Genomic DNA, 23841 nt, shown 5'->3' with positions numbered 1-23841 from the left:
GGCCTGCGCGTCGGCCGGGCGCCGTTCAGGCCGGGTTCAGGCCGACGCCAGCGCCCTGGAGCGCGCGCCGGAGCGCTCGGCGATCCGTCGGGCGAGGTAGCGGGCGTCGAGGGATGTGGTGCCGAAGGTGCCCGACGCCGGCCCGCGCTGGAACGGCTGGCCGAGGAAGTAGAGCCCGGGCTCGGCGGCCACGACGCCGCGGTACTGCTCCGGCAGGGCGCCGTCGTGCACCGAGGGCAGGTCGATCCAGCCGAAGTCCGTGCGGAAGCCCGTGCACCAGATGACGTTGGCGGGCTCGTGGACGGTGCCCTCGGCGTCGACCGGCCGGCCGTGGTCCACGCCCACGATCCGCGGCGCGAACGCGACCCCGGCGGCCGCGAGCTCCGCGGACTTGGTCCGGATGAGGGGCGCGCCGCCGTCCTTGATCTTGGGGATGACGCGACGCCCGAGCGGGTTGGAGAGGGTGAGGACGTGCCTGCCGGCGAAGGCGATGAGCGGAAAGGCGAACCGTGCCGCCGTGCGCCCATGCCGGAACGGGAGCTCGGGAGTGGCCCGCCCGGCCACGGTCGTCTCGTGGGTCGCGCACAGCTCCTTGGCGATCTCGGCCCCGGAGTTGCCGCGGCCCACGAGGAGCACGGGCCCGTCCGCCAGCTGGGCTGGCGAGCGGTAGTCGGACGAGTGCATCTGGACGATGGACGGGTCGAGCTCGCCGGCGAAGCCCGGGGTCCGCGGGGTCTGCTCGCCGCCCGTGGCGACGACGACGTTAGCGGCCCGCCAGCGCCTCGTCCCGGCCATCACGACGAGGTCTTGTCCGTCGCGATGGACGCGCTCCACGCGAATGCCATTCTGCAGGGGCAGGGCGAAGTCCCTTGCGTAGGCCTCGAGGAAGTCCGCCACCTCGTCCTTCGTCGGGAAGCCGAGCCGATCGCCCGGGAAGTCCCGGCCCGGGAGGCAGTTGACGTAGCTGGGCGTGAAGAGGCGCAGCGAGTCCCACCGGTCCCGCCATCCGTCCCCGGCCCGGGGCTTGGCGTCCAGGATCACGAAGTCGCGGCGCTGCCGGGAGAGGTAGTAGCCCAGGGCGAGGCCGGACTGGCCGCCTCCGATGACGACCGTGTCGACGACGGTCTCGGTGCTGTTCATGGCGAGGTCCTTTCGAGGCGTGCGGGGAAGGGGACAGGAAGCCCGCTGGCGGCGAAGAGCGCCGTCGAGACGGCGCCTTTCGAGGATCGGGAGTTCCATGCCTCCACGCTACGGACGGAGGGGGGACCGCCGCGTCGGGAGAACTAGGCAAAGCGGGGCGCGCCCAGGCGTGGGTATTTCTGCGCAGTCCAGGAACCCTCAGGACAGAGGGTGTCCCGCGAGGCCGTGCTCGAAGGCGTACGCGGCGGCGGCCGTCCGCGACCCGAGCCCCAGCTTGAGCAGGATGTTGCTCACGTGCCGCGCCACAGTCTTCTCGCTCAGGAACAGCTCCGCGGCGATGGCCCGGTTGGGCCGGCCGCTCGCGACGAGCGCGAGCACCTCACGCTCGCGGGGGCTCAGCGGACCCCGTGCCTCCTCCGGCGCCGCCAGCGGCCCGGACGCGGCGGACGACGGCGTGAGGCGGCCGAGCGCCTCGAGCGCCGGGGCCGCGCCGAGCTCCTCGAACATCGCCCCGGCCATGGAGAGCTCGAGCCGGGCGGCCTCGTCCTCGCCGAGCGCGAGCAGCGCGCGGCCCTTGAGGACGAGGGAGCGGGCGGCCTCGTAGGGTGAGTCGACCTCGCACCAGAGGCGCCACGCGTCCGTCGCCTCCTCGAGCGCCGTCTCCGGCTGGCCCTCGGCGAGCCGCACGGAGGCCGCGGCGTAGGCGGCCAGGGCCTGCACCCAGGGCATGGGGCGCTCGCGGGCCGCGGCCGCGAGCTCGTCCGCCGCCTTGCGGGCAGCGCCGGCGTCGCCGGCCGCGAGGCCCGCCTCGACGAGGGCGGGCAGCAGCGCGCGGCGAGTGACGGCGTCGTCATGCTCCGCGGCCCGCTTCAGGAGGGCGAACGCGGCCTCCGGCTGGCCTTGCGCGAGGCGCAGCAGCGCGAGACCGGGCTCCGGCTCGAAGCCCGAGCGGCGGGCTCGCAGGTAGGCGGCCTCGGCGGCCTCGAACTCGCCGCGCAGCCGCCGGACCTCGCCCTCCTGGTAGAAGGCGCCCCAGCCGGCGTTGCGGTCCCCGGCCTCGTAGAGCCCCTGCGCCGTCCGGGCGGCTTCGAGGGCCCCCTCCCATGCGCCGTGCAGGCAGAAGAGCTCGGCCCGGTGCATCTGGCACTGCCCGCTGAACCTCACGAGCCCGCCCTGGCCCGCGCGCCACCGGTCCAGGGCGGCGGTCCACTCCTGCGCCCGCGCGAGGTCGAACGCGGCATGGCAGCTCTCGATGACCGAGCAGTAGACGATGCCCGAGGCCATGGTGCCCACCGTCCCCGACATCATCGACACGAGCGCTTCGTCGAGCAGCCTCATGCCCTCCTCGACCGCGCCGAGCCTGACCGTGGCCTGGCCGCGGCCGAGCACGGCGAGGGTCTGCAGCTCCCGGTCCCCGAAGGCGGCTGCCTTCTCTGCGCACTGCGTGAACTGCGCGAGGGCGGTGGCCGGGTCGCCGTGGAACAGGGCGCGGAGGGCCTGGGGGATGAGGAGGAAGGCCTCTTCGGCGGTGGGCTCGCCGAGTTCGTCGAGGACGCTCTGGGCCCGCCCGAACCACCCCGAGCTTGCCGCGCGCTCGCCCGCCGACATGAGCTGCATGCCCAGCCAGGCGGCGCAGCGGGCGGCGGCCCGCAGGTCCCCGAGCACGACGTAGTCCTCGTGGGCCCGCCCGAGGTGGCCGATGCCTTCCTCGAAGCGCCCGACGAGGAGCGCGGCAGTCCCCAGCCGCTGGAGGTCGTCGGCGGCGAGCCCCTGCTCCCGCTCTGCGCGGGTGAGCTCCTCGAAGGCGTCGGCCCAGCGGCGCTCGGCGTACGCCGAGCGCCCGCGGTCGATCGCGTTCGACGTCGGCACGGTCGGTTCCCGGGGCTGCTCGCCTGCCGCGCGGGTCGCGGCGGGCTCTGTGTGCGTCAGGATAGCCCCGCCGGTGGCGGCGTTCCTAGGCCAGTCGACGGCGGGGACGGGCCGGAGCCGGGATCAGCGGACGGCGGGCTCGGCCGCCCGGGCGGGGGTCGGCGTCGTGCGCTCGAGCCTGGCGCCCTCGATGTCCAGATCCGGCAGGATCCGGTCGAGCCAGGCCGGGAGCCACCACGCGGCCCTGCCGAGCAGGCGCATGACTGCGGGCACGAGGGTCATGCGCACCACGAACGCGTCGAGGAGCACGCCGAGCGCGAGGCCGAAGCCGAGCGGCCGGACCATCGTCAGGTGGCTGAAGATGAAGCCCGCGAAGACGCTCACCATGATGATCGCAGCCGCCGTGATCACCCGGGCGGCGTGGTGGAAGCCGGTCCGGACGGCGAGGTGCGCCTCCTGGCCGTGGGCGAAGGACTCGCGCATGCCCGACGTGATGAATACCTGGTAGTCCATCGCGAGTCCGAACAGGATGCCGATGAGCAGGATCGGCAGGAAGCTCAGCACGGCGCCGGGGTGCGTGACGTCGAAGACCGGCCCGAGCCAGCCCCACTGGTAGACGGCGACGATCGCGCCGAACGCCGCCCCGAGCGAGAGGAGGAACCCTCCCGTGGCCAGGAGCGGGACGAGCAGCGAGCGGAAGACGAGCATGAGCAGCAGGAGCGAGAGTCCGACGACGATCGCGAGGTACGGCGGGAGCGCGTCGGCGAGCTTGGCGGAGATGTCCACGTTCGCCGCCGTCTGGCCCGTGAGCCCGATCGCCACGCCCGTCTCGGCCTGGATGTCGGCGCCCTTCTCGCGCAGGTCGTGCACGACCTGTACCGTGCTCGCGCTCGCGGGCCCGTCCATCGGGATGACCTGGAAGACGGACGTGCGGCGGTCCTCGCTGAGGGTGCCGGGGACCGCGGCCACGACGCCCGGGACGGCGCGGAGCCGGTCGGCGACGTCGAACTGGGCCATTTTCGCGGCGTTCTCGTCGAGCCCTGCGGGAAGCTCGCCGACGACGATGATCGGTCCGGTCATGCCCTGGCCGAAGTACGTCCCCGTGGCCTCGTACGCCTTGTAGGCGGTCGACTCGACCGGCTCGGACCCGCCGTCGGGCAGCGCGAGGCGGAGCTGGGCGGCCGGCAGCGCGAGGGCGCCGAGCAGGACGACCGACGCGACGACCGAGAGCCACGGGTGCCGCGTGACCCACGCGCCCCAGCCGCGGTGCGAGGCCGCGAGGTCCTCGCGGGCCGCCTCCTCCTCGTGGCCGGCGCGGGCATTCTCCGCTGTGTTCTGCCTGACGGCCTCCGCCCACCGGCGCCTCGAGATGATCCGCCGCCCCGCGAAGCCGAGAGCGGCGGGCAGGAGCGTGACCGCGACGAGCACGGCCACCGCGACGGTCGCGGCCGCCGAGAGGCCCATGACGGCGAGGAACGGCAGCCCGGGGACGACGAGCGCGGCGAGCGCGATGATCACGGTGAGGCCCGCGAAGACGACGGCGTTGCCCGACGTCCCCACCGCGAGGGCGACCGATTCGCGCGGGCCCATGCCGCCCAGGAGCTGGTTGCGGTGGCGGTTGACGATGAAGAGTGAGTAATCGATGCCGACGGCGAGGCCGAGCATGAGTCCGAGCATGGGGGTCACGGAGCTCATCTCGACGACGCCGGTGAGGGCGAAGGTGCCGCCCACGCCGACGGCTACCCCGACGAGGGCCATGACGAGCGGCAGGCCCGCGGCGACGAGCGCGCCGAGCATGACGATGAGGACGACCGCGGCGACGCCGACGCCGATGGCCTCCGCGGCGCCGAAGATCGAGGAGATGTCCTGGGTCAGCTCCTTGCTCCCGTGCGTCTCGACGCCGGGCACGCCCGCGGCGATCCGCTGGATGTCCTCGCGCAGGGAGACGGGGAGGCCGTCGGTGGACTGGGTGAACGTCAGGGCCGCGATGGCGGCCTTGCCGTCGCTCGAGACGAAGCGGAGGTCCTCCGCCGCCTGGGACTGCCGCTCGGCGAGGGCGAGCTGGGCCTTGGCCCCGGCGATCTTCGCGGCGCCCTCGTCGGCCTGCTTCCGGCCGGCATCGTACTGGGCCTGGCTGGCGTCGAGCTGGGTGCGGCCCGCGTCGAGCTGCGCCTGGGCCGAGGCGGTGGCCTGGGCGATGGCCGCCTTGGGGAGGCCCTGGGCGGCGAGCGCCTGCTTCTGCGCGTCGAGCTGCGCCTGCCCGGCGTCGAGCTGGGCGCGGCCCGCGTCGAGCTGGGCCTTGCCCGCGGCCAGCTCGGGCTCCCCGGCAGCGAGCCTGGCCTCATTCGCCTCGATCTCCTTCCGCCCCGCGGCGATCTGGGCCGCCGCGCCGTCGAGCTGGGCCTGCGTCGCGAAGGGGTCGGTGACGCCGCGGACGCCGTCGAGCCGGCCGATCTCGGCGAGGGCCTCGCTCAGCTGGCGCCTCTGGGACTCGGAGAAGGCGGCGCCGCGGGACTCGAAGACGATCGACGCGTTCCCTCCCGAGGCCGAGGGGAGGTCGGCCCTGAGCTTGTCCGCCATGCGCTGCGTCTCAGTGCCGGGAATCTGGAAGTTGTTGGTCATCGTGCCGTGGAACGCCGCGGCGGATCCGCCGACGACGGCGACGAGCACGAGCCAGAGGGCCAGCACGAGCCAGCAGCGGTCGTAGGAGGACCGGCCGAGGCGGTACAGGAGGGTGGCCATGGAAGCCTTCCTTGGGCGGGTCAGACGGCGAAGCCGGACTTGAGGTGGGTGATCGAGGCGGTGAGCAGCTCGCGGAGCCGGGCGAGGGACGACGGCGCGAGGTCGCCGCCGCGCTCGGCCATCCAGACCTCGAGAGCGGACTTCCCGCACGAGATGACGCATGCGGCGAGGGCGTGGACGTAGAGGCCGTCGAGGCTATCGGCCCCGCCGCGGCCGCGGATGGCGGCGACGATCTTCTCCCGGCACTCCTCGAAGGCCTGGAGCTGGAAGCGCGCCACGGGCTCGTGGCCGTGGGCCACGAGGAAGGACTCGGCCATGGGGGCGATGAGGTCGTTGTCCGCGAGCCCGTAGATCACGGTGAGGGCGGAGTCGAGGAGGGGCTCGTCCGGGCGGTCGCCGAGCCGCTCGAGGGCGCGGTCGAGGAACCCGAAGGTCGGGGCCGCGATGGCCTCCTCGGGGCTCGTGAAGTAGTTGAAGAAGGTGCGCCGGGAGACGCCGGCGGACTCGGCGATGTCCTCGACGGTGAAGGCGCCGAGGCCGCGCTCGCGGGCCAGCCCGAGGGCCGCGGCCACGATGGACTCGCGCGTGGCGGCCTTGTTCTGCTCGCGCCGGGAGAGGGTTTCAGGGGTCACGTCACTACACTAAGTGCAAGTTTGCACTCAGTGCAAGAAGGAAAGCGGCTCCATATGCTCGTGGACATGATCCCTCAAGTTCAGGGACATGACCCCTGAACGTTGAGGGGTCAGATCCCTTGGTTGAGGGGTCATATCCCCCGAGAGCGTCGGCGACTGGGAGCCTGAACTCAACGTCCGCTGAGCACACGTGCCCAGGGTTCGTCGATGTCGCCGAGGCCCAGCATGAGTGCCACGTTGTCGACCATGCCTGCGCCCAACCAGCGACGCACCGCCTCCTCGTCAGCGCGGAAGAGGGATTGGACGGTGTCGACCTGCTTGGCATAGCACCGACGGACCGCCGCGCCGACGAGAGGCTCTCCCGCCGCGCAGTTCGCATGCATGAGGAATCTGAGGATCGTGCGGTCGGCGACCAGGGCGGAGTAGGCGTCGCGGGCTGCCTGCAGCGCCTGCTCTGGAGTCAGTTCCGGCGCTGCAGGATCCGGCGCGTGATCCATCAGCGCCTGCGTCATCACCTCGGAGACGTGATCGACCGCCAACGCGAACAGCGTTTCTTTGTTCCGGTAGAGGCGGTACAGGTAGGGCTGGGAGATTCCTACCCGCTCCGCAATCTCGTGAGTCGTCGTCCCGTAGAACCCTTTCTGGGCGAAGCACTCAATGGCGGCCGTCACGACGGCCTGGCGTCGCTCGTCGCTCCTCGCCCGGGTGCCGGCGGCAGGCATGATCAGTATCCAATCACGGCGGTCAGCCTCCGAAGGTCACGCCGCGCTCTGCGCTGGCGGCGTCCTCAGAGGGCGTGAGCGACTCGATGGCGATGAGGGGGTTCCAGTAGTCGAGGAAGTGGGTGATGAGCCCTTCGTTGTCGGTGTGGACGATGGAGACGACCTCTTGGCGGTACGGCTTGCCAGTTGGAACGGCAGTTCCCTCTGACCGGAACTCCGCGATGGCCAGCAGCGGGTCGACTGTCTCGTGGAAGACCACGTCGACGAACTCGACGTCGAAGGTTTTGGGGAAGTTCGCCATGTGGGCGACGAGCGCCTCATGGCCCTGCACCGTTCGGGCCATTCCTGCCGGTGCGAAGGGGAACTCCATGACACCGTCGGGGGCGAAGAGCTTCGCCCATTCCTCGGTCTGGCCTGCGGCGGTCAGTCGCAGGTGCTCGGCGAGGGCGTGCTGGGCCTGGGTCCAGGGGGCGGATGGGGTGCTGTCGAGGTGAATGTCGGTGGCCATGCGGGTCTCCTTGGGGTTATTAGTGATCGATCAATCACTAGTCAGGAGAGTACAGGAAGGAGAGTTAGTAATCAATCAATCACTAATCAGCCGACCACTGCTCCCGACGCAGGGCTTCACGGCCAACGGGTCCATGGAAGCCGCCGTTTCCCCGAGTCCTCCTGGGGGCCATCTCCCTCGCGTCGGGTGGGTCAGGTGCCCGGAAGAGGCCCACTGCCGGACTGCTGCGCCGCGTGGTCCACGAGGTACGCCGACTGCCCAGTCGCCCCCGCCTCGCCCCGGGCCAGGGGGATGACCCACACCGCGGTGCCATAGCAGCACACCTCGGTCCAGTTCGGGCCGAGCTCGGACGTGTCGAACCGCATGGCCACGATCGCGTTCGCCCCGCGCTGCTGGGCCTCGGTGACCATGCGGTGCATGACCTGCTGGCGGCTCTCGTAGAGCGCCTTGGTCATCTCGGGCAGCTCGCCGCCCCCGATCGAGCGGAAGTTGGCCATGAGCTGCGCCCCGATGTCCCGCGCGCGCACGGTCAGGCCCATGACCTCGCCGAAGACGGCATCGATGCGGTGCCCGGGGATGTCGTTCGTCGTGACGATCAGCATGGAGCCGAGCCTACCCATGCGTCGCGCCCCCGCCTGCACGTCACAACGAGAGGGGTGGCGGCGAGCCTGCGGCGAGGCGCGCGGCGTGTCAGGGGCGCGAGGCGGCCAGCTCGCCGTCGTGCGAGCCCTCGGCCTGGTTCTTGCCCTCCGTCCCGTCCCCGGCGGCCTCGTCGTTGAACGGGTCGCCATGGCGCGGGGCGTTGTAGAGCGCCTCGTCGAGGATGCCCTGGCGCTTCGCGACGATCGTGGGGACGAGGGCCTGGCCGGCCACGTTGACCGCCGTGCGGCCCATGTCCAGGATCGGGTCGATCGCGAGCAGCAGCCCGACGCCGGCCAGCGGCAGGCCGAGGGTGGAGAGCGTGAGCGTGAGCATGACGACGGCGCCCGTCGTGCCGGCCGTGGCCGCCGAGCCGAGGACCGAGACGAGGACGATCAGGAGGTACTGGCTCAGGTCCAGGTTGATCCCGAAGAACTGGGCGACGAAGATCGCGGCGATCGCGGGGTAGATCGCGGCGCAGCCGTCCATCTTGGTCGTCGCGCCGAGCGGCACGGCGAAGGACGCGTAGCCCGACGGGACGCCGAGGTTGCGCTCGATGACGCGCTGGGTCAGCGGGAGCGTGCCGATCGAGGAGCGCGAGACGAACGCGAGCTGGATTGCCGGCCAGGCGCCCGAGAAGTACTGCTTGACCGAGAGGCCGTGCGACTTCACGAGGACCGGGTAGACCACGAACGCCACGAGCGCGAGCCCCACGTAGATCGCGCCCGTGAACTTGCCGAGCGCGCCGATCGTGTCCCAGCCATACACCGCGACGGCGTTGCCGATGAGGCCGACCGTGCCGATCGGGGCGACACGGATGATCCACCACAGGACCTTCTGGATCACGGCGAGGGCGGAGGCGTTGAGTTCCAGGAACGGCTCGGCCTTCTTGCCGACCTTGAGGGCCGCGACGCCGACCGCGATCGCGATGACGAGGATCTGCAGGACGTTGAAGCTCACGGACGTCGTCGCGGAGGTCTCGGCGACCGTCGTCGTCGCGCCGAGGCCGAGGAAGTTCTTCGGGAACAGGCCCGTCAGGAAGGCCCACCAGTCGCCGGTCTTGCCGGAGTACTGGGCCTCCTGCGTGATGCCGGTGTTCGCCCCCGGCTGGAAGACGACGCCGAGCCCGATGCCGATGACGACCGAGACGCCGGCCGTGATGGCGAACCACAGGAGCGTGTTCCACGCGAGCCGGGCGGCGTTGGAGACCTGCCGCAGGTTCGCGATGGAGCTCACGACGGCGGTGAAGATGAGCGGCACGACGGCCGTCTGCAGGAGCGAGACGTAGCTGCCGCCGATGGTCTTGAGGGTGTCCCCGAGGGCGTTCGGTGCCTTCGCGGTGTGGCCCGTGTACTTGGCCAGGAGGCCGAGGGCGACGCCGACGACGAGCGCGGCGATGATCTGGGGGCCGAAGGAGGTGGCCCACGCCGGGAGCCGGCGCGCGGCCCGCTGGGTGCTGGTGGAGGTGGTCACCGGTATACCGTAGGGAAGCGCCGCGTAGCAGACAAAGCGTGTGTTGAGAAGTATGACGGCGGGTGTGGCGGCAGGGTTCCGGTGCGACCCGCGGAAATCCGCGCCGCCATGCAGCCTTTGTTACGGTATTCCCGCCCTCGCTATGGCAAATGTCACCCCAGATGTCACACCAAAAGGGCGCGGCGGAGGGTGTCGAGCCCCACCGAGCCGAGGCCCAGGGCGCGGCTGTGGAACTCCTTGAGGTCGAACTCCCGGCCCTCGGCCCGGGCCCGGGCCGCGAGGTCCTCGCGGACCTGCTCCCACAGGCGCTGCCCCACCTTGTACGACGGGGCCTGGCCCGGCCATCCGAGGTAGCGCGTGAACTCGAAGCTCAGCTGGCCGTCGGAGATCGGGAGGTTCTCGCGCAGGAACGAGTAGCCCTTCTCCGGGGTCCAGATCCCCGAGCCCCAGCGAGCCGGGACCTCGAGCTCGAGGTGCACGCCGATGTCGAACACGACGCGGGCCGCGCGCATGCGCTGCATGTCGAGCATGCCCATGAGGTCTCCCGGGTCGGAGAGGTAGCCGAGTTCCTCCATGAGCCGCTCGGCGTAGAGGGCCCAGCCCTCGCCGTGGCCCGAGACCCAGCAGATGTACCGGCGCCACGAGTTGAGCGCGTCGCGGCGGTAGACCGCGGTCCCGATCTGGAGGTGGTGGCCGGGGACCCCCTCGTGGTACACCGTCGTCGTCTCGGCCCAGGTCGTGAAGGAGTCCTCGCCCTCGGGGACGGACCACCACATGCGCCCGGGGCGCGAGAAGTCGTCGGAGGGGCCCGTGTAGTAGATCCCGCCCTCCTGGGTCGGGGCGATGAGGCACTCGAGCCGGCGCAGCGGCTCCGGGATGTCGAAGTGCGAGTCCGCGAGGTCCGCGACGGCCTCGTCGGAGAGGCGCTGCATCCAGGCCCTGAGCGCGTCCGTGCCCTGGAGCCGGCGGGCCGGGTCCGCGTTGAGGAGGGCCTTGGCCTCCTCGACCGTCGCGCGGGGCCGGATACGCTCGGCGACGGCCTCCTGGGCCGCGATGAGCCGGTCGAGCTCCTCGACGCCCCACGCGTAGGTCTCCTCGAGGTCCACCGTCGCGCCGAGGAACTCGCGCGAGGCGAGGGCGTAGCGCTCCCGGCCCACGGCGTCCTTCTCGGGGGCGAGGGGCAGGAGCTCGGCCTCGAGGGCGTCGGCGAAGTGCCCGTACGCCGCGGCGGCCGCCGCGCAGCCGTCCGCGAGGGCCGCGGCGACGTCGTCCGGGAGGCGGGCGCCGCCGTCGTCCGCTCCCTGCCCGCCCACCTCGCCGCCGGCGAGCCGCGCGTTCGCCGCGAGCTGGGCGAAGAAGCCCGTGCCCTCCTCGGCGTACTTGCGGGTCTGCTCGACGACGATCCGCACCTGGCGCGCGGCGCTGACCTTCCCGTCCGCGGCCGCCGCCCGGAGCGAGGCGAGGTAGCCCTCGAGCGCGGCCGGGACGTTGGCGGCGCGACCGGCGATGTGGGCCCAGTGCTCGGCGGTGTCGGTGGGCATGAGGTCGAAGGTCGCCCGGATGTTCTGGGCGGGGGAGGCGATGTTGTTCAGCTCGGCGAGGTCCCACCCGCTCTCGTGCCGTTCGAGCGCGAGGCCCAGGCGCTCCCGCATCGCGTCGAGGGTGACCTCGTCCGTCGCGTCGGCGGGCTCGACGCCGTCGAGCTGGGCGAGCGCGTCCCGGACCGCCGACGCGTGGGCCGCGTGCCCGGCGGGGGAGTAGTCCTGGTACTCGGTCTCGTGCCCGGGGAAGCCGAGCTCCGTGGCGAGCGACGGGTTGAGCTCGAGGAGCCTCGCCGCGAATGCTTCGGCGACGGCATCGACGGCGGTGGGCGTGCGGAGGCCGCTCGGGGAGGCGGCGTCGGTCGTGTTCTGCGTCACCGGACGAGCCTATCCTGCGGCCGTCCCGGCTGTGAAAGAACACGTGCAGATCCGCCGAGGGCGGGCGGTGGACCGCACCTACGGCCGGCCGACGAGGTCAGCGAAGCCATCTTCGGTGGCGCTGACGCTGCGGGAGATGATCCCGGCGCCGGACGACGGCGAGCGCGGCGGCGAGCGCTTCGACACCGGCTGAGCGCCGAATCTCCCCATCTTTGGCCCTGCGGATGCACGCCCCACACCGCGCGATCCCAGTAATGGCGGGCATTCATCGGCGGCGAAGGACAGGGTTGAAGGTTGAAGATGGGGAGATTCGGTCAGGGGCCCGATCTCAGGGCTCGGAGGATCCGGTCTCGGTGGCACGGCCCCCCCAATCTCGGCGGCACAGCCCCCCATCACGGTGGGGCCCCCATCTCGGTGGGGCCCCCATCTCGGTGGGGCCCCCATCTCGGTGGGACGGCCCCCATCTCGGTGGCACGGCCCCCCATCTCGGCGGCACAGCCCCCCATCTCGGTGGGGGCGCCGGTCAGAGGCGGCCGCGGCGCTGGCTGGTCACGTGGCGCGGGCGCAGGGTCGCCTGTCGGATGCGCTCGCGGCGCGTGGGGGCGGCCGGGGCCTCTTCAGGCTCGGCGAATCCCGCCGCGGCGATGACCGCGGTCAGGGCCGCAAGCTCCTCGGGAGTCGGGTTGCCCTTCGTGACGGAGAACAGCACCGGCCGATCCTCGGCGCCGGCGACGCCGTCGCCGTCGTGCGCACCCTCCGCAAGCCCTGCCGCGCTCACAGCGGGATGTTCCCGTGCTTCTTGGCGGGCAGGGACGTGTGCTTGTCGCGCAGGGCGCGGAGGCCGCGCAGGAGCTGCACGCGCGTCTCGGACGGCGCGATGACTGCATCGACGTAGCCGAGCTGGGCGGCCTGGTACGGGTTGAGGAGCTCCTCCTCGTACTGGCGGATGAGCTCGGCGCGCTTCGCCTCGACGTCCCCGCCCTCGGCGGCGACGGCCGCGAGCTCCCGGCGGTACAGGATGTTCACCGCGCCCTGGGCGCCCATGACGCCGATCTGCGCGGTGGGCCACGCGAGGTTCAGGTCCGCGCCGAGCTTCTTCGAGCCCATGACGATGTACGCCCCGCCGTACGCCTTGCGGCAGATCACGGTGAGCTTGGGCACGGTCGCCTCGGCGTACGCGTAGAGGAGCTTCGCACCGCGGCGGATGATGCCCTGGAACTCCTGGTCCTTGCCTGGCAGGAAGCCGGGGACGTCGACGAGCGTGACGATGGGGATGTTGAACGCGTCGCAGTGGCGCACGAACCGAGCGGCCTTCTCGGACGCCGCGATGTCCAGCGTGCCGGCGAACTGGATCGGCTGGTTCGCAACGATGCCGACCGTGTGCCCCTCCATGCGCCCGTAGCCGATGATGACGTTCGGCGCGTAGAGGGCCTGCATCTCGAGGAAGTGCCCGTCGTCGACGATGCCCTCGATCACGGCGCGCATGTCGTAGCCCTGCGAGGCCGCGTCCGGGACGAGGGAATCGAGGGTGAGGTCGGCGTCGTCGACCTCGAGCTCCTGGTCGTGGTCGCCCGCGGGGGCCTCGACGAGGTTGTTCGAGGGCAGGAAGTCGAGCAGCTCGCGGACGAACTCGATCGCGTCCTTCTCGTCGGCCGCGAGGTAGGTCGCGGTGCCGGTCGTGGCGTTGTGCTGCCGGGCGCCGCCGAGGGTCTCCATGTCCACCTCCTCGCCCGTGACGGTCTTGATGACATCCGGGCCGGTGATGAACATGTGGCTCGTCTTGTCCACCATGACGACGTAGTCGGTGAGCGCGGGGGAGTAGGCCGCCCCGCCCGCGCACGGGCCCATGATGAGCGAGATCTGCGGCACGACGCCGGAAGCGGCGACGTTGTTCCGGAAGATGTCCGCGAACATCGCCAGCGACGCGACGCCCTCCTGGATGCGCGCGCCGCCGCCGTCGTTGATGCCGACGACGGGGCAGCCGTTGCGCAGCGCAAACTCCTGGACCTTGACGATCTTCTCGCCGTTGACCTGGCTCAGCGAGCCGCCGTAGACCGAGAACTCCTGGCTGTAGACGGCCACGAGCCGGCCGTCCACGGTGCCGTAGCCGGACACGACGCCGTCGCCGAGCGGCTTCTTCTTCTCCATGCCGAACGCGGTGGAGCGGTGCACGGCGAGCGCGTCGAACTCGACGAATGAGCCCTCGTCGAGGAGCAGGTCGATGCGCTCGCGGGCCGTGTTCTTCCCGCGCGCGTGCTGCTTCTCGATCGCGTCCTGGCCGGACGGCGCGAGGGACGCGGCCCTCCGGTCGCGGAAGTCCGCAATCTTGCCCGCGGTGGTCGTCAGGTCGTGGGTCACGCTCTCTCCAGCTCTCGGGTGGCATGTAGGTTCCGCACAACCGGCGGAGATATGTGCCCAGTCTAGCCAGCGGCCAGCGGCGTCCATGTGTAGGAACTCTACAATTTCTCGCGGTGCCCCGCGGTGCCCCGCGGTGCCCCGCGGTAGGGCGGGCGGGCGACGGCGGGCGGCCGACCGCCGTCGTCGGCCCGCCTTTGTTACTCGTGAGTAACAAGTACCGTACACTGTCAGCATGACACGGATCACGCCGGGCCGGGGGCTCGCCGGCCGCACGCTGCTCATGAGCGGCGGCAGCCGCGGGATCGGCCTGGCCATCGCACTGCGCGCCGGCCAGGACGGCGCCAACGTCGCCCTCCTGGCCAAGACCGCCGAGCCGCACGCGAAGCTCACCGGCACGGTCTACACGGCCGCCGAGCAGATCGAGGCCGCCGGCGGGAAGGCCCTGCCCATCGTCGGGGACGTGCGCAGCGACGAGGACGTCGCCCGGGCCGTCGCAGCCGCCGTCGCGCGGTTCGGCGGGATCGACGCCGTCGTGAACAACGCCTCGGCGATCGACCTCTCGCGCACCGACGCGCTCGACATGAAGCGCTACGACCTCATGCAGGACATCAACGCGCGCGGAGCGTTCCTGCTCTCCAAGACCGCCCTGCCCGCGCTCCGCGCCTCCGCGGCGGCTGGCCGCGGCCCGCACATCCTCACCCTCTCGCCCCCGCTCAACCTCGACCCACGCTGGGCCGGGCGGCACCTGGCCTACACGATGTCCAAGTACGGCATGAGCCTGACGACCCTCGGGCTCGCCCACGAGCTGCGCGGCGACGGGATCGGGGTCAACTCCCTCTGGCCCGCGACCCTCATCGACACCGCGGCGATCCGCGCGATGCCCGACGGCGACGCGCTCGCCAGCGCGGGCCGCAGCCCGAGGATCGTCGCCGATGCCGCGCACGCGGTGCTCACGCAGGACCCGCGGGAGGTCACGGGCAACTTCTTCACCGACGAGGAGGTCCTGCGCGCCGCGGGGCTCACCGACTTCTCCGCCTACAGCCTTGGCGCGCCCGAGGACGGGCTGGTGCCGGACATCTTCCTCTGACCGCACTGCCCCCGGGGGCGACTGCCCCCGGGCGTGGACTGCCCGGACCCGCGCGGCGCGGGCCCCGCAACGGTGCCCGCGCCCGGGCGCGTCGGTAGGATTCACGCATGGAGTCACAGGGGCAGGAGCAGGAGGGAAAGGCCCGCGGACCGCTCGACAGGGCGCTCCTGGGCGCCGAGCTCGCGCAGGCGGCGGGGCTGTCGCGCCTCGAGATCCTCGAGGAGGTCGGCTCGACCAACAGCGAGCTCGCCCGCTTGGCCGAGGCCGAGCCCGACGCGTGGGCGGACCTCGCGGTGCTCGCCGCGGACCACCAGACCGCGGGGCGGGGCCGCCTCCACCGCCACTGGGAGTCCCCGGCCGGAACCTCGATCGCCGTCTCTCTGCTCCTGCGCCCGCACAGTCGCTCGGGCCGACCCCTGCCCACCCAGAGCTACTCGTGGTTCTCGCCATTGGCGGCCCTCGCCCTGCGCGAGGCCCTCGCCGAGACGGCCGGCCTCGAGGCCTCGGTCAAGTGGCCCAACGACGTCGTCGTCGACGGCCGCAAGATCTCCGGCATCCTCGCACAGTTGGCCCCCGGCGCCCACGGCGAGCCGCCCGCCGTCGTGCTCGGGACCGGGATCAACGTCGGCCAGTCCGAGGACGAGCTGCCCGTTCCCACCGCGACGAGCGTGCGCATCGCCGCCGGCCGCGAGGTCGCGCGCGAGGACCTGCTCGCGGCCTACCTCGCCGCGTTCGGCCGCCGGTACCGCCAGTTCTGCGCCGCCGACGGCGACCCGAACGCGCCGCTGGTCGGCGACCGGGGGCTCATGGGCCAGATCGAGGACGCGACCGTCACGCTCGGCAAGCGGGTGCGCGTCGAGCTCCCTGGCGGGCGGATGCTCGAGGGCCGCGCGACGGGCCTCGACAGGCACGGCGCCCTCGTCGTCCTCGAGGACGACGGCTCGCGGCACGCGGTGGCGGCGGGCGACGTCGTGCACCTCCGCCCTGCCGACGGCGGCTATGCGTAGGCTCCTCGACCCGGGGGAGCAGCTCATCGTCACCACGCGCCGCCAGCCGCGCATGCTCGTGCTGCCGGCTGTCGTCTTCGTCCTGCTCTGCGGCGGCACCGGCTTCGCCGCGGGCTGGCTGTCCCGGGGCCGGCTCGAGCAGGTCCTGCCCTGGGTCCCGGCCTCGACGCGGACGTGGCTGCCGTTCGTGCCGGTGGCCCTCGCCGCGTGGGTGGCGCTCGCCTACTGCGCGCGCAGGCTGCTCGCGCACCGCTCGCTCGTCTATGCCCTGACGAGCCGCCGCGTCGTGTGCACCGAGCGGGGCCTCCGCGGCGGCGGCCGGGAGATGCCGCTGTCCATGATCCGGGACGTCCATGTGCGCCAAGGCGTGCTTCAGGGAATGCTCAGGTCCGGGACGATAACCTTGGCCTCGGGCCAGGCTGCGCAGCTGACGCTCACCGATGTCCCCGAGGTGCGCCGCTTCCGGCAGCTCATCCTGGAGGCCATCGACGAGCTCCCCGCGCACGGGGCCGCCGGCGCCGGCCCGGAGTGGGGCGGCGGGGCCGCCAGCGCCGGCCCGGAGTGGGGCGGCGGGGCCGCCCCGGGCGATGCGGCGCCGTGGGAACGGCCGTGGGAACAGAGGGAGGACTGATGGACGAGCCGACGGGCGAGGCTGTCTCTGACGCCGTCGACGGCGGGCACGCCCCGAGCCTGCCCGGCCCCCAGGCGCCCTTGGCCGAGTCCCGGCGCACCCCCTCCCGCGAGCTCGAGCTGCGCCTCCTCGGCGGAGAGCGCACGCTCAAGCGGCGCGAGGTCGCCGCCGGCGTCGGCCTCTCCCTTTATTCGGCGCGCAAGCTGTGGCGCGCGCTCGGCATGCCCAACTTCACGGACGACGACCTTGCCTTCACCAAGGCAGACCTCGAGCACCTCAAGGCCATGCCGCGGCTCGTGCGGGAGGGTTTCGTGACCGAGGAGGCTGCGATCTCGGTGACCCGCGCGATCGGCCAGATGACCGACCGCATGGTGGTCTGGCAGGTCGAGGCCCTGGTCGAGGACCTCGTGGCGACCCGGGGGCTCAGCGACGCCGAGGCCCGTCTGGCCCTCGTCGACATGCTGCCCGAGCTCATCGAGCCGCTCGAGGAGATGCTCGTCTACTCGTGGCGGCGCCAGCTCACGGCCGGCGTGCAGCGGCTCGCCCTCCGCGCGCAGGCCGGGCTCGAATCGAGCCAGGAGGGCCGGACCGGCTCGGAGGACGACGCGCCCCTGCCGCTCGCGCGGGCCGTGGGCTTCGCCGACCTCGTCTCCTACACGTCCCTCTCGCGGCGCATGAACGAGAAGACCCTCGCCCAGCTCGTCCAGCGCTTCGAGAACCGCTGCGCAGAGATCATCTCCGTCGGCGGCGGCCGCCTCGTCAAGACCATCGGCGACGAGGTCCTCTACATCGCAGAGACGCCCGCCGCCGGGGCCCTCATCTCCCTCGCGATGGCCAAGGAGTTCGCCGAGGACGAGATCCTGCCCGAGTGCCGGGTCGCGATGGTGTGGGGCCGCGTCCTGAGCCGGCTCGGGGACATCTACGGGCCGACGGTGAACCTCGCTGCGCGCCTGACGGCGATCGCCGGCCCTGGGGAGGTGCTCGTGGACGACATCACTGCGCACGCCCTCCGCGGCGACGACCGCTTCGTGCTCGACCCGCAGGAGCCGGAGATGGTCCGCGGCTTCGGCGAGATCCACCCCGTCCTGCTGCGCCCTGGCACGGGCCCGGGCATCGTCCTGGACTGAGGTCTGGACTGAGTCCTGGCCCGAGGCCTGGCCCGCCAGGCGGGACGGGTACTCCTCCCCATCGCATGCCCCCGCGGCGTAGGGCTAGGCTGGTCCGCGGACTGCGCACCCACGAGGCGCCGCAGGCTGTGACGCAGCGCTCATGGACGAATAAGTAGGGGGAGAAATGACGCTCACGACCGAACAGGCCGCCTGGTTCGCGGAGACGTTCGAACGGCTCGTGGCGAATGTGGGGCAGGCGGTGCTCGGCAAGTCGCACGTCGTGCGCCTGGCCTTCACGGCGATGCTCGCCGAGGGGCACGTGCTCCTCGAGGACGCGCCGGGGACCGGCAAGACGTCGCTCGCCCGGGCGCTCGCTGCCACTGTCCAGGGCACCAACTCGCGCATCCAGTTCACCCCGGACCTCCTGCCCTCCGACGTCACCGGCGTGACGATCTACGACCAGAAGTCGCAGCGGTTCGAGTTCCACAAGGGCCCGATCTTCGCCAACATCGTCCTCGCGGATGAGATCAACCGCGCCTCGCCCAAGACCCAGTCAGCGCTCCTCGAGGTCATGGAGGAGTCCCGGGTGACCGTCGACGGCGTGACCTACGAGGCCGGCCGGCCCTTCATGGTCATGGCCACGCAGAACCCCATCGAGCAGGCCGGCACCTACCGCCTGCCCGAGGCGCAGCTGGACCGCTTCCTCATCAAGACGTCCATCGGCTACCCGGACCACGCCTCGACCGTCCAGCTTCTCGGCGGCGCCGCCGTCAAGGACCGCTCGCGTGACCTGGCCCCGATCATCACGACCCATGCGGTCGCCGAGATGGCCGATCTCGCGGCGCAGAACCACGTCGACCCGGCCATCCTCGAGTACATCTCGCGCCTGTGCGAGGAGACCCGCAACGCCCCCGAGACGCGCCTCGGCGTGAGCGTGCGCGGCGCGATCGCGATGGTCCGCGCCGCCAAGGTGTGGGCCGCGGCGGACGGGCGGAACTTCGTGCTCCCGGACGACGTCAAGGAGCTCGCCGGAGTGGTCTGGACCCACCGGTTCGTCATGGACCCCGAGGCCGAGTTCGCCGGCGTCACGGCCGAGCGCGTCCTCGACCGCGTCTTGGGCGAGGTGGCCGCGCCGCAGTCCCGCGCCGGCGTCTGAGGCCCGCGTCCCGATGCGGATCCCCTCCCTGCGCCCCGGTGTCCTGCGCCGTGCTCTGCGCTGGCGCGCAGGCGCCGCGGACCGCCCCCGCCTGCACCCTGCCTCCCTCTGGAGGGAGGCAGGCGGGCTCGCCGAGGAGTACCTGCACCCGGTGCTCGGCTGGTGTGCGGCGATGTACCGCCGCTGGCTCGCCCCCGTCCTCGGCGTCGTGAGCCCGCTCGGCTGGACGGTCGCGGGTGCCGGCGCGCTCCTCGCGGCCGCCGGCACCGCGTGGGGCTGGCAGGAGTCGAGCGCGGCCGCCCTCTTGGCCGCCGTCCTGTTCGTCCTGTCCATCGCCTTCGTGCTCGGGCGCAGCTCGTACGCCGTGACGCTCGATCTCTCCCGCACCCGCGTCGCCGTCGGCGACAGCGCGGTGGGCAGCATCGAGGTCGTCAGCACCGCGCCGCGGCCCGTGCTCCCCGCCCGTCTCGAGCTCCCGGTGGGCGCCGTGACCGCCGTCTTCCACCTCCCGCGCATGCGCCCGAACGTCCCGCACGAGGACCTGTTCACGATCCCGACGCACCGGCGTGCCGTGATCGTCGTCGGCCCGGTGCGCTCGGTGCGCGCCGACCCACTCAGCCTCCTGCGCCGGCAGGTCACGTGGACGGAGCCGCAGGACCTCTACGTCCACCCCCGCACCGTGGCCCTGGGGACGTCCGCGGCCGGGTTCATCCGCGACCTCGAGGGCATGCCCACGAACGAGCTCGCGACCTCGGACGTCTCGTTCCACGCGCTGCGCGAGTACATCCCCGGCGACGACCGCCGGCACATCCACTGGAAGACGACGGCGCGCACCGGGACCCTCATGGTCCGCCAATTCGAGGAGACCCGCCGGGCGCACCTGGCCGTGTGCCTCTCGGCCAACCTCGACGAGTACACGGGCGAGGACGACTTCGAGCTCGCCGTCTCCGTCGCCGGCTCGATCGGCCGCCAGGCCCTCGCCGAGCAGCGAGAGCTCAGCGCCCTGACCCAGCGCGGGCCGCTGCGCACCGAGGGCGCGCGGCACTTCCTCGACGACCTGACGCGCCTGACGGGCGCGTCCATGCGCCCGGGCGCGGTCGACGCCGCCCGCATGACCGCCGACGCCGTCCCGAGCGCCTCCGTCGTGTTCCTCGTCGTCGGGGCGAACGTCACGCCCACCCAGCTGCGCGCGGCCGCCGCCGCGATCCCGGCTGGCATCCGCACCCTCGCCGTGCGCTGCGAGTCCGGCGCGGCCCCGTCCCGGGCCTCGATCGCCGACCTCGCCGTCCTGACCGTCGGCGCGCTCGACGACCTCGGCCCGGTCCTGCGGAAGGCGGCGGCATGAGCGAGACGACCCGGATCCGCCCCCGCCGATCCGCCACGGCCCCTGCCGCGGGACGCGGCGCCGGCACCCGCACTGCCACCCGCTCTGCGCGGAGCGCCGCCGTGGGCCCCGGCGGCCCGGGCAGGCGCCGGCCCCGGCCCGGCTTCTGGGCCGGCCGCACCCCGTGGCTGCACGCGCTCGACGCGGGCGCAGTGCTCGCCCTCGCCGCCCTCTCGGTGGCCGGGTTCCACGTCGCCTATGGCGGCGACCTTCACTACCTCGTGGCCGGGCTCACGGGCGCGGTCCTGGGCCTCGGCGTCGCCTATGCCTCGAGCACGCTGCGGCCCGGCGTCCTCGTCACGGCCGCCGCGGCGTTCCTCGCCTACCTCCTCGCGGGCGGCCTCGTGGCCACCCCGGACGAGTCGCTCGCCGGAGTCGTGCCCACGCTCGGTTCCCTGCGCACCCTCCTGCTCGGCATCGTCGTGGCATGGAAGGACAACCTCACGGTTGCGGCGCCGCTGGGCACGGGCGCTGGCATGCTCGTCGTGCCGTACCTCGGCACGTTCGTGTGCTGCCTCGTGGCCGGCCTGACGGCGTGGCGGCTGCGCGGCCCCTACTGGCCGCTCATCCCGCTCGGCCTCCTGTTCGGGCTTGGGATCGCCTTCGGCACGAACGAGGCCTACCTCGCGCTCCCGCGCGGCGTCGCGTTCGCCGTCGTCGCCGTCCTGTGGGCGTCCTTCCGCCGCCACGCGGCGCGCACCGAGACCGCGCACATCGTCTCGGGCGAGACGACAGTCCCCGACACCGCGTCCGCGCGGGCGGCCCGGCTGCGGCACGTGGGGCTCGGCGCCGTCGTGCTCGCCGCGGCGACCACCCTCGCCCTCGTGCTGGGCCCCGCGCTCACGGCGGGTGCACAGCGCGACGTGCTGCGCGACCGCGTCGTGCCCCCCTTCGACCCGCGCAACTACATCAGCCCGCTCTCGAGCTTCCGCAGCCTCGTGAAGGACCAGCGCGACACGACGCTCTTCACCGTGACGGGCCTGCCCGAGGGCGGCCGCGTGCGGCTCGCGGCGCTCGACTCGTACGACGGCACCGTCGCCAACATCGACCAGGGCGGCTCCGGGAGCTTCGCCAAGGTCGGCGACGCCGCATCCCTCGCGCGCGGTGACGGCGCGGACGCGGGCGGCACGGACTACTCGCTCGGCGTCACCGTGGGCGGCTACACCGGCTTCTTCGTCCCCGGCGGGCGCACGACGACGGGCATCGCCTTCTCGGACTCCGACGGCGCCGCGAGCGAGGGGCTCTACTTCAACTCGCTCACGGACACCGCGATCACGACGGCGGGCCTCGCCGAGGGCGACTCCTACACCGTCCAGGTCGAGGAGCCCGCACGCCCGGACGACGGCCAGCTCGCCCAGGCCGAGTTCGCGCAGGTCGGCATGCCCTCGGCCGACGCCGTCCCGCAGGTCCTCCAGGCCAAGGCCGGGGACATCCTCGGCGACAGCCAGGTGCCGATCGAACGCGTGCGCACGCTCGAGTCCTACTTCCAGAAGTTCGGGGCCTTCAGCAACGGCCTCGTCGCCGAAGGCCAGGTCCCGAGCCTCTCGGGCCACGGCGCGGGGCGCCTGCGCTCGATGCTCACGGCGAAGCAGATGGTCGGCGACGACGAGCAGTACGCCGTCACGATGGCCCTCATGGCCCGGCACTTGGGCATGCCGGCCCGCGTCGTCATGGGCTTCTACCCGGAACAGCCGGTTCCGGCGGGGACGTCCGTCGAGATCAAGGGCAAGGACGTTCACGCGTGGGTCGAGGTCGCGTTCGCCGGCCACGGCTGGGTCGCCTTCGACCCGACGCCGCCAAAGAACAACGTGCCCATCCCGCCGGACCCCCAGGCGCAGTCGAAGCCGCGCCCGCAGGTCCTGCAGCCGCCGCCCCCGCCGCAGGCGCCGGTCGAGTTGCCGCCGGATTCGCGGCCGGACGTGCTGGACGAGGAGCAGAAGAAGAACGACCTCTGGCTCCTCCTCGGCCCGATCCTCGCCGTCATCGGGGTGGTCCTCATCCCGATCGCGGTCCTGGCCCTGCCGTTGCTGCTCATCGCGTGGCTCAAGCTGCGCCGCCGCCGTCGTCGGCTGGAGGCCGCGCACCCGGCCGACCGGGTGAGCGGGGGCTGGAGCGAGGTCACGAGCTACGCGACGGACCTCGGCGCGTCCCTCGACGCCTGGGGCACGCGCCGCGAGAACGCCGCGGCGCTCGGGGAGTCCTTCCCCGAGAGCGCGCGGACGACGACGGCGCTCGCCCAGCGCGCGGACGCGGCCGTGTTCGGCGCGGGCAGCCCGAGCGACGACGAGGTGAGGGCGTACTGGGCGGACGTGGACGGCTCGCTCGAGCAGATGCGCGGCGGCCTGACCTTCTGGGCCCGGCAGCGGGCCCGGTTCTCGCCCCGCTCGCTCGTGCTCGACGCGCGGAGGGCACTCGCCTTCAGGCAAGGCATCGGGCAGGGCGCACCCGGGCAGGGAACGACGTGGCGGGACCTCGGGCGGCGGGCCCGCCGCGGCGGCTCCGAGCCCGGCGAGGGGGCCTCGTGACGCCGCCGTCGGGCGTGTGCGCGGCCTGTGGCAGTATGGTCCGGCAGGGAGCGCTGTACTGCTCCGTCTGCGGTGCCCCCGCGCAGCGGCGGCAGGCCGTCCTGCAGGCGGCCCGGCCGCAGCAGGCCGGGCAGCAGGGGGTTCAGCAGCCGGCGGCGCACAACCCGGCAGCCGCCGGGGCCGCCCCGGCGGCACGAGAAGGACAGGGGATGGTGGGGACCATGGTGAATCTCGAGCTGGCCAACGCCGCGACCGGCAGGCGCGCCGGTGCGAAGCTCATCGATCTCGGGATCGCCTGGGTCCTGGCGGGCATCCCCTACGCCATCGCGGTCGCCTCGCTCGCCTCGCTCTCCGGCAGCCGCTACGCGACCGCGGCCGACCAGCGGGCGCTGCTCGCCGCCGCGACGTGGCTCACCGTCGGGAGCATCCTCGGCCTCGCGCTGTGGATCTTCTGCTGGGCCTGGGAGGCGAAGACGGGCAAGACCCCCGGCCAGGCGATGCTCGGGATCCGCACGAGCGGACCCGACGGCCTGGCCCCTGGGTGGGGCCGGGTCTTCGTGCGGAACCTCGTCTTCGGACTCGTGTGCCTCATCCCGTTCGCCGGGATCGTCCTGGCCCTCGTCTCGAACGTCTTCGACGCGAACGCCAAGCGCCAGGGGTGGCACGACAAGGCCGCGAAGACCTTCGTCTTCGACGTCCGGGCCGGCAGGGACCCGCTCACGACCGGCGGCATCAACGGGCCTGCGTCGTTCGCCCCACGCGTCGACCTCCCGCCCGTGACCCAGGTTGCCTCGCCCGTCGCGGCGCCTCAGGCACTCCAGCCCCGGCCCGCTGCCCAGCCCCGGCCCGCTGCCCAGCCCCGGCCCGCTGCCCAGCCCGGCCCGCCGCCGTCGTCCGCCGCCTTGGCCCACTCCGGGCAGCCGGCGGCCGACGCATTTCC

General features: G+C 72.8%; 20 protein-coding genes. 9 read left to right on the top strand and 11 right to left on the bottom strand.

Annotation, left to right across the window (positions count from 1 at the left end):
* Window positions 1–36 precede the first annotated feature (36 nt).
* The 9 genes from BV907_RS10875 to BV907_RS10835 all read right to left on the bottom strand — a co-directional run bounded on the left by BV907_RS10875 (window position 37) and on the right by BV907_RS10835 (window position 11644).
* Window positions 37–1140 (bottom strand): flavin-containing monooxygenase, encoded by a 1104-nt coding sequence (locus BV907_RS10875; RefSeq protein ID WP_077489752.1) that lies wholly within the window; start codon window positions 1138–1140, stop codon window positions 37–39.
* 198 nt (window positions 1141–1338) lie between these two features.
* A complete protein-coding gene (locus BV907_RS10870) occupies window positions 1339–3009 on the bottom strand; it encodes a helix-turn-helix transcriptional regulator (protein ID WP_077489751.1) in 1671 nt (556 codons plus the stop codon).
* A gap of 123 nt (window positions 3010–3132) precedes the next feature.
* Entirely contained in the window at window positions 3133–5751 is a 2619-nt protein-coding gene (locus tag BV907_RS10865; RefSeq protein ID WP_077489750.1) for an MMPL family transporter, read from the bottom strand.
* A gap of 20 nt (window positions 5752–5771) precedes the next feature.
* Window positions 5772–6383: a TetR/AcrR family transcriptional regulator gene (locus BV907_RS10860; RefSeq protein ID WP_077489749.1), complete on the bottom strand. Its 612-nt coding sequence runs from the start codon at window positions 6381–6383 to the stop codon at window positions 5772–5774.
* Between the two features lie 170 nt (window positions 6384–6553).
* The gene (locus BV907_RS10855; protein ID WP_077489748.1) at window positions 6554–7105 is read right to left on the bottom strand and encodes a TetR/AcrR family transcriptional regulator; all 552 of its coding nucleotides are present in this window, start codon (window positions 7103–7105) and stop codon (window positions 6554–6556) included.
* Window positions 7106–7127: 22 nt separating this feature from the next.
* Window positions 7128–7613: a nuclear transport factor 2 family protein gene (locus tag BV907_RS10850; RefSeq protein ID WP_077489747.1), complete on the bottom strand. Its 486-nt coding sequence runs from the start codon at window positions 7611–7613 to the stop codon at window positions 7128–7130.
* Window positions 7614–7804: 191 nt separating this feature from the next.
* Window positions 7805–8215 (bottom strand): YbjQ family protein, encoded by a 411-nt coding sequence (locus tag BV907_RS10845; RefSeq protein WP_077489746.1) that lies wholly within the window; start codon window positions 8213–8215, stop codon window positions 7805–7807.
* Window positions 8216–8303: 88 nt separating this feature from the next.
* Window positions 8304–9725, bottom strand: coding sequence for a dicarboxylate/amino acid:cation symporter (locus tag BV907_RS10840; protein WP_077489745.1), 1422 nt, complete (start codon window positions 9723–9725; stop codon window positions 8304–8306).
* A gap of 164 nt (window positions 9726–9889) precedes the next feature.
* The gene (locus tag BV907_RS10835; protein ID WP_077489744.1) at window positions 9890–11644 is read right to left on the bottom strand and encodes a DUF885 domain-containing protein; all 1755 of its coding nucleotides are present in this window, start codon (window positions 11642–11644) and stop codon (window positions 9890–9892) included.
* A gap of 43 nt (window positions 11645–11687) precedes the next feature.
* Here BV907_RS10835 and BV907_RS18855 point away from each other — a divergent pair, with 43 nt between their 5' ends.
* On the top strand, window positions 11688–11837 hold the full coding sequence (locus tag BV907_RS18855; RefSeq protein ID WP_175637439.1) for a hypothetical protein: 150 nt from the start codon (window positions 11688–11690) through the stop codon (window positions 11835–11837).
* Between the two features lie 330 nt (window positions 11838–12167).
* On the opposite strand, the gene BV907_RS10830 is transcribed toward BV907_RS18855, so the two are convergent.
* Together BV907_RS10830 and BV907_RS10825 are read right to left on the bottom strand one after the other, a co-directional pair.
* Window positions 12168–12422 carry an acyl-CoA carboxylase epsilon subunit gene (locus BV907_RS10830; RefSeq protein ID WP_077489743.1) on the bottom strand — a complete coding sequence of 85 codons (255 nt, stop codon included), beginning with the start codon at window positions 12420–12422 and terminating at the stop codon, window positions 12168–12170.
* Entirely contained in the window at window positions 12419–14002 is a 1584-nt protein-coding gene (locus BV907_RS10825) for an acyl-CoA carboxylase subunit beta (protein WP_077489742.1), read from the bottom strand. The genes BV907_RS10830 and BV907_RS10825 overlap by 4 nt, the downstream gene beginning before the upstream one ends.
* A 232-nt stretch (window positions 14003–14234) precedes the next feature.
* Between BV907_RS10825 and BV907_RS10820 the strand changes: the two genes are divergently transcribed.
* The 8 genes from BV907_RS10820 to BV907_RS10785 form a co-directional block, all read left to right on the top strand.
* On the top strand, window positions 14235–15089 hold the full coding sequence (locus BV907_RS10820) for an SDR family oxidoreductase (RefSeq protein ID WP_077489741.1): 855 nt from the start codon (window positions 14235–14237) through the stop codon (window positions 15087–15089).
* Window positions 15090–15196: 107 nt separating this feature from the next.
* Window positions 15197–16096: a biotin--[acetyl-CoA-carboxylase] ligase gene (locus tag BV907_RS10815; RefSeq protein WP_077489740.1), complete on the top strand. Its 900-nt coding sequence runs from the start codon at window positions 15197–15199 to the stop codon at window positions 16094–16096.
* Window positions 16089–16727, top strand: a complete 639-nt coding sequence (locus BV907_RS10810) for a PH domain-containing protein (RefSeq protein ID WP_077489739.1) — start codon at window positions 16089–16091, stop codon at window positions 16725–16727. Before BV907_RS10815 ends, BV907_RS10810 begins: the two co-directional genes overlap by 8 nt.
* On the top strand, window positions 16727–17854 hold the full coding sequence (locus tag BV907_RS10805) for an adenylate/guanylate cyclase domain-containing protein (protein ID WP_077489738.1): 1128 nt from the start codon (window positions 16727–16729) through the stop codon (window positions 17852–17854). The genes BV907_RS10810 and BV907_RS10805 overlap by 1 nt, the downstream gene beginning before the upstream one ends.
* 166 nt (window positions 17855–18020) lie before the next feature.
* Window positions 18021–18992 carry an AAA family ATPase gene (locus tag BV907_RS10800; protein ID WP_077489737.1) on the top strand — a complete coding sequence of 324 codons (972 nt, stop codon included), beginning with the start codon at window positions 18021–18023 and terminating at the stop codon, window positions 18990–18992.
* Window positions 18993–19005: 13 nt separating this feature from the next.
* The gene (locus BV907_RS10795; RefSeq protein WP_077489736.1) at window positions 19006–20337 is read left to right on the top strand and encodes a DUF58 domain-containing protein; all 1332 of its coding nucleotides are present in this window, start codon (window positions 19006–19008) and stop codon (window positions 20335–20337) included.
* Complete coding sequence (locus BV907_RS10790) at window positions 20334–22901, top strand: transglutaminase TgpA family protein (protein WP_077489735.1); 2568 nt, start codon at window positions 20334–20336, stop codon at window positions 22899–22901. The genes BV907_RS10795 and BV907_RS10790 overlap by 4 nt, the downstream gene beginning before the upstream one ends.
* 35 nt (window positions 22902–22936) lie before the next feature.
* On the top strand, window positions 22937–23841 hold a 905-nt coding region (locus tag BV907_RS10785), incomplete at its 3' end, for an RDD family protein (protein ID WP_217697917.1).

Source organism: Sinomonas mesophila, assembly GCF_001999765.1.
GTDB classification, from domain to species: domain Bacteria; phylum Actinomycetota; class Actinomycetes; order Actinomycetales; family Micrococcaceae; genus Sinomonas; species Sinomonas mesophila.
This window is presented reverse-complemented; position numbering and strand designations above follow the sequence as displayed.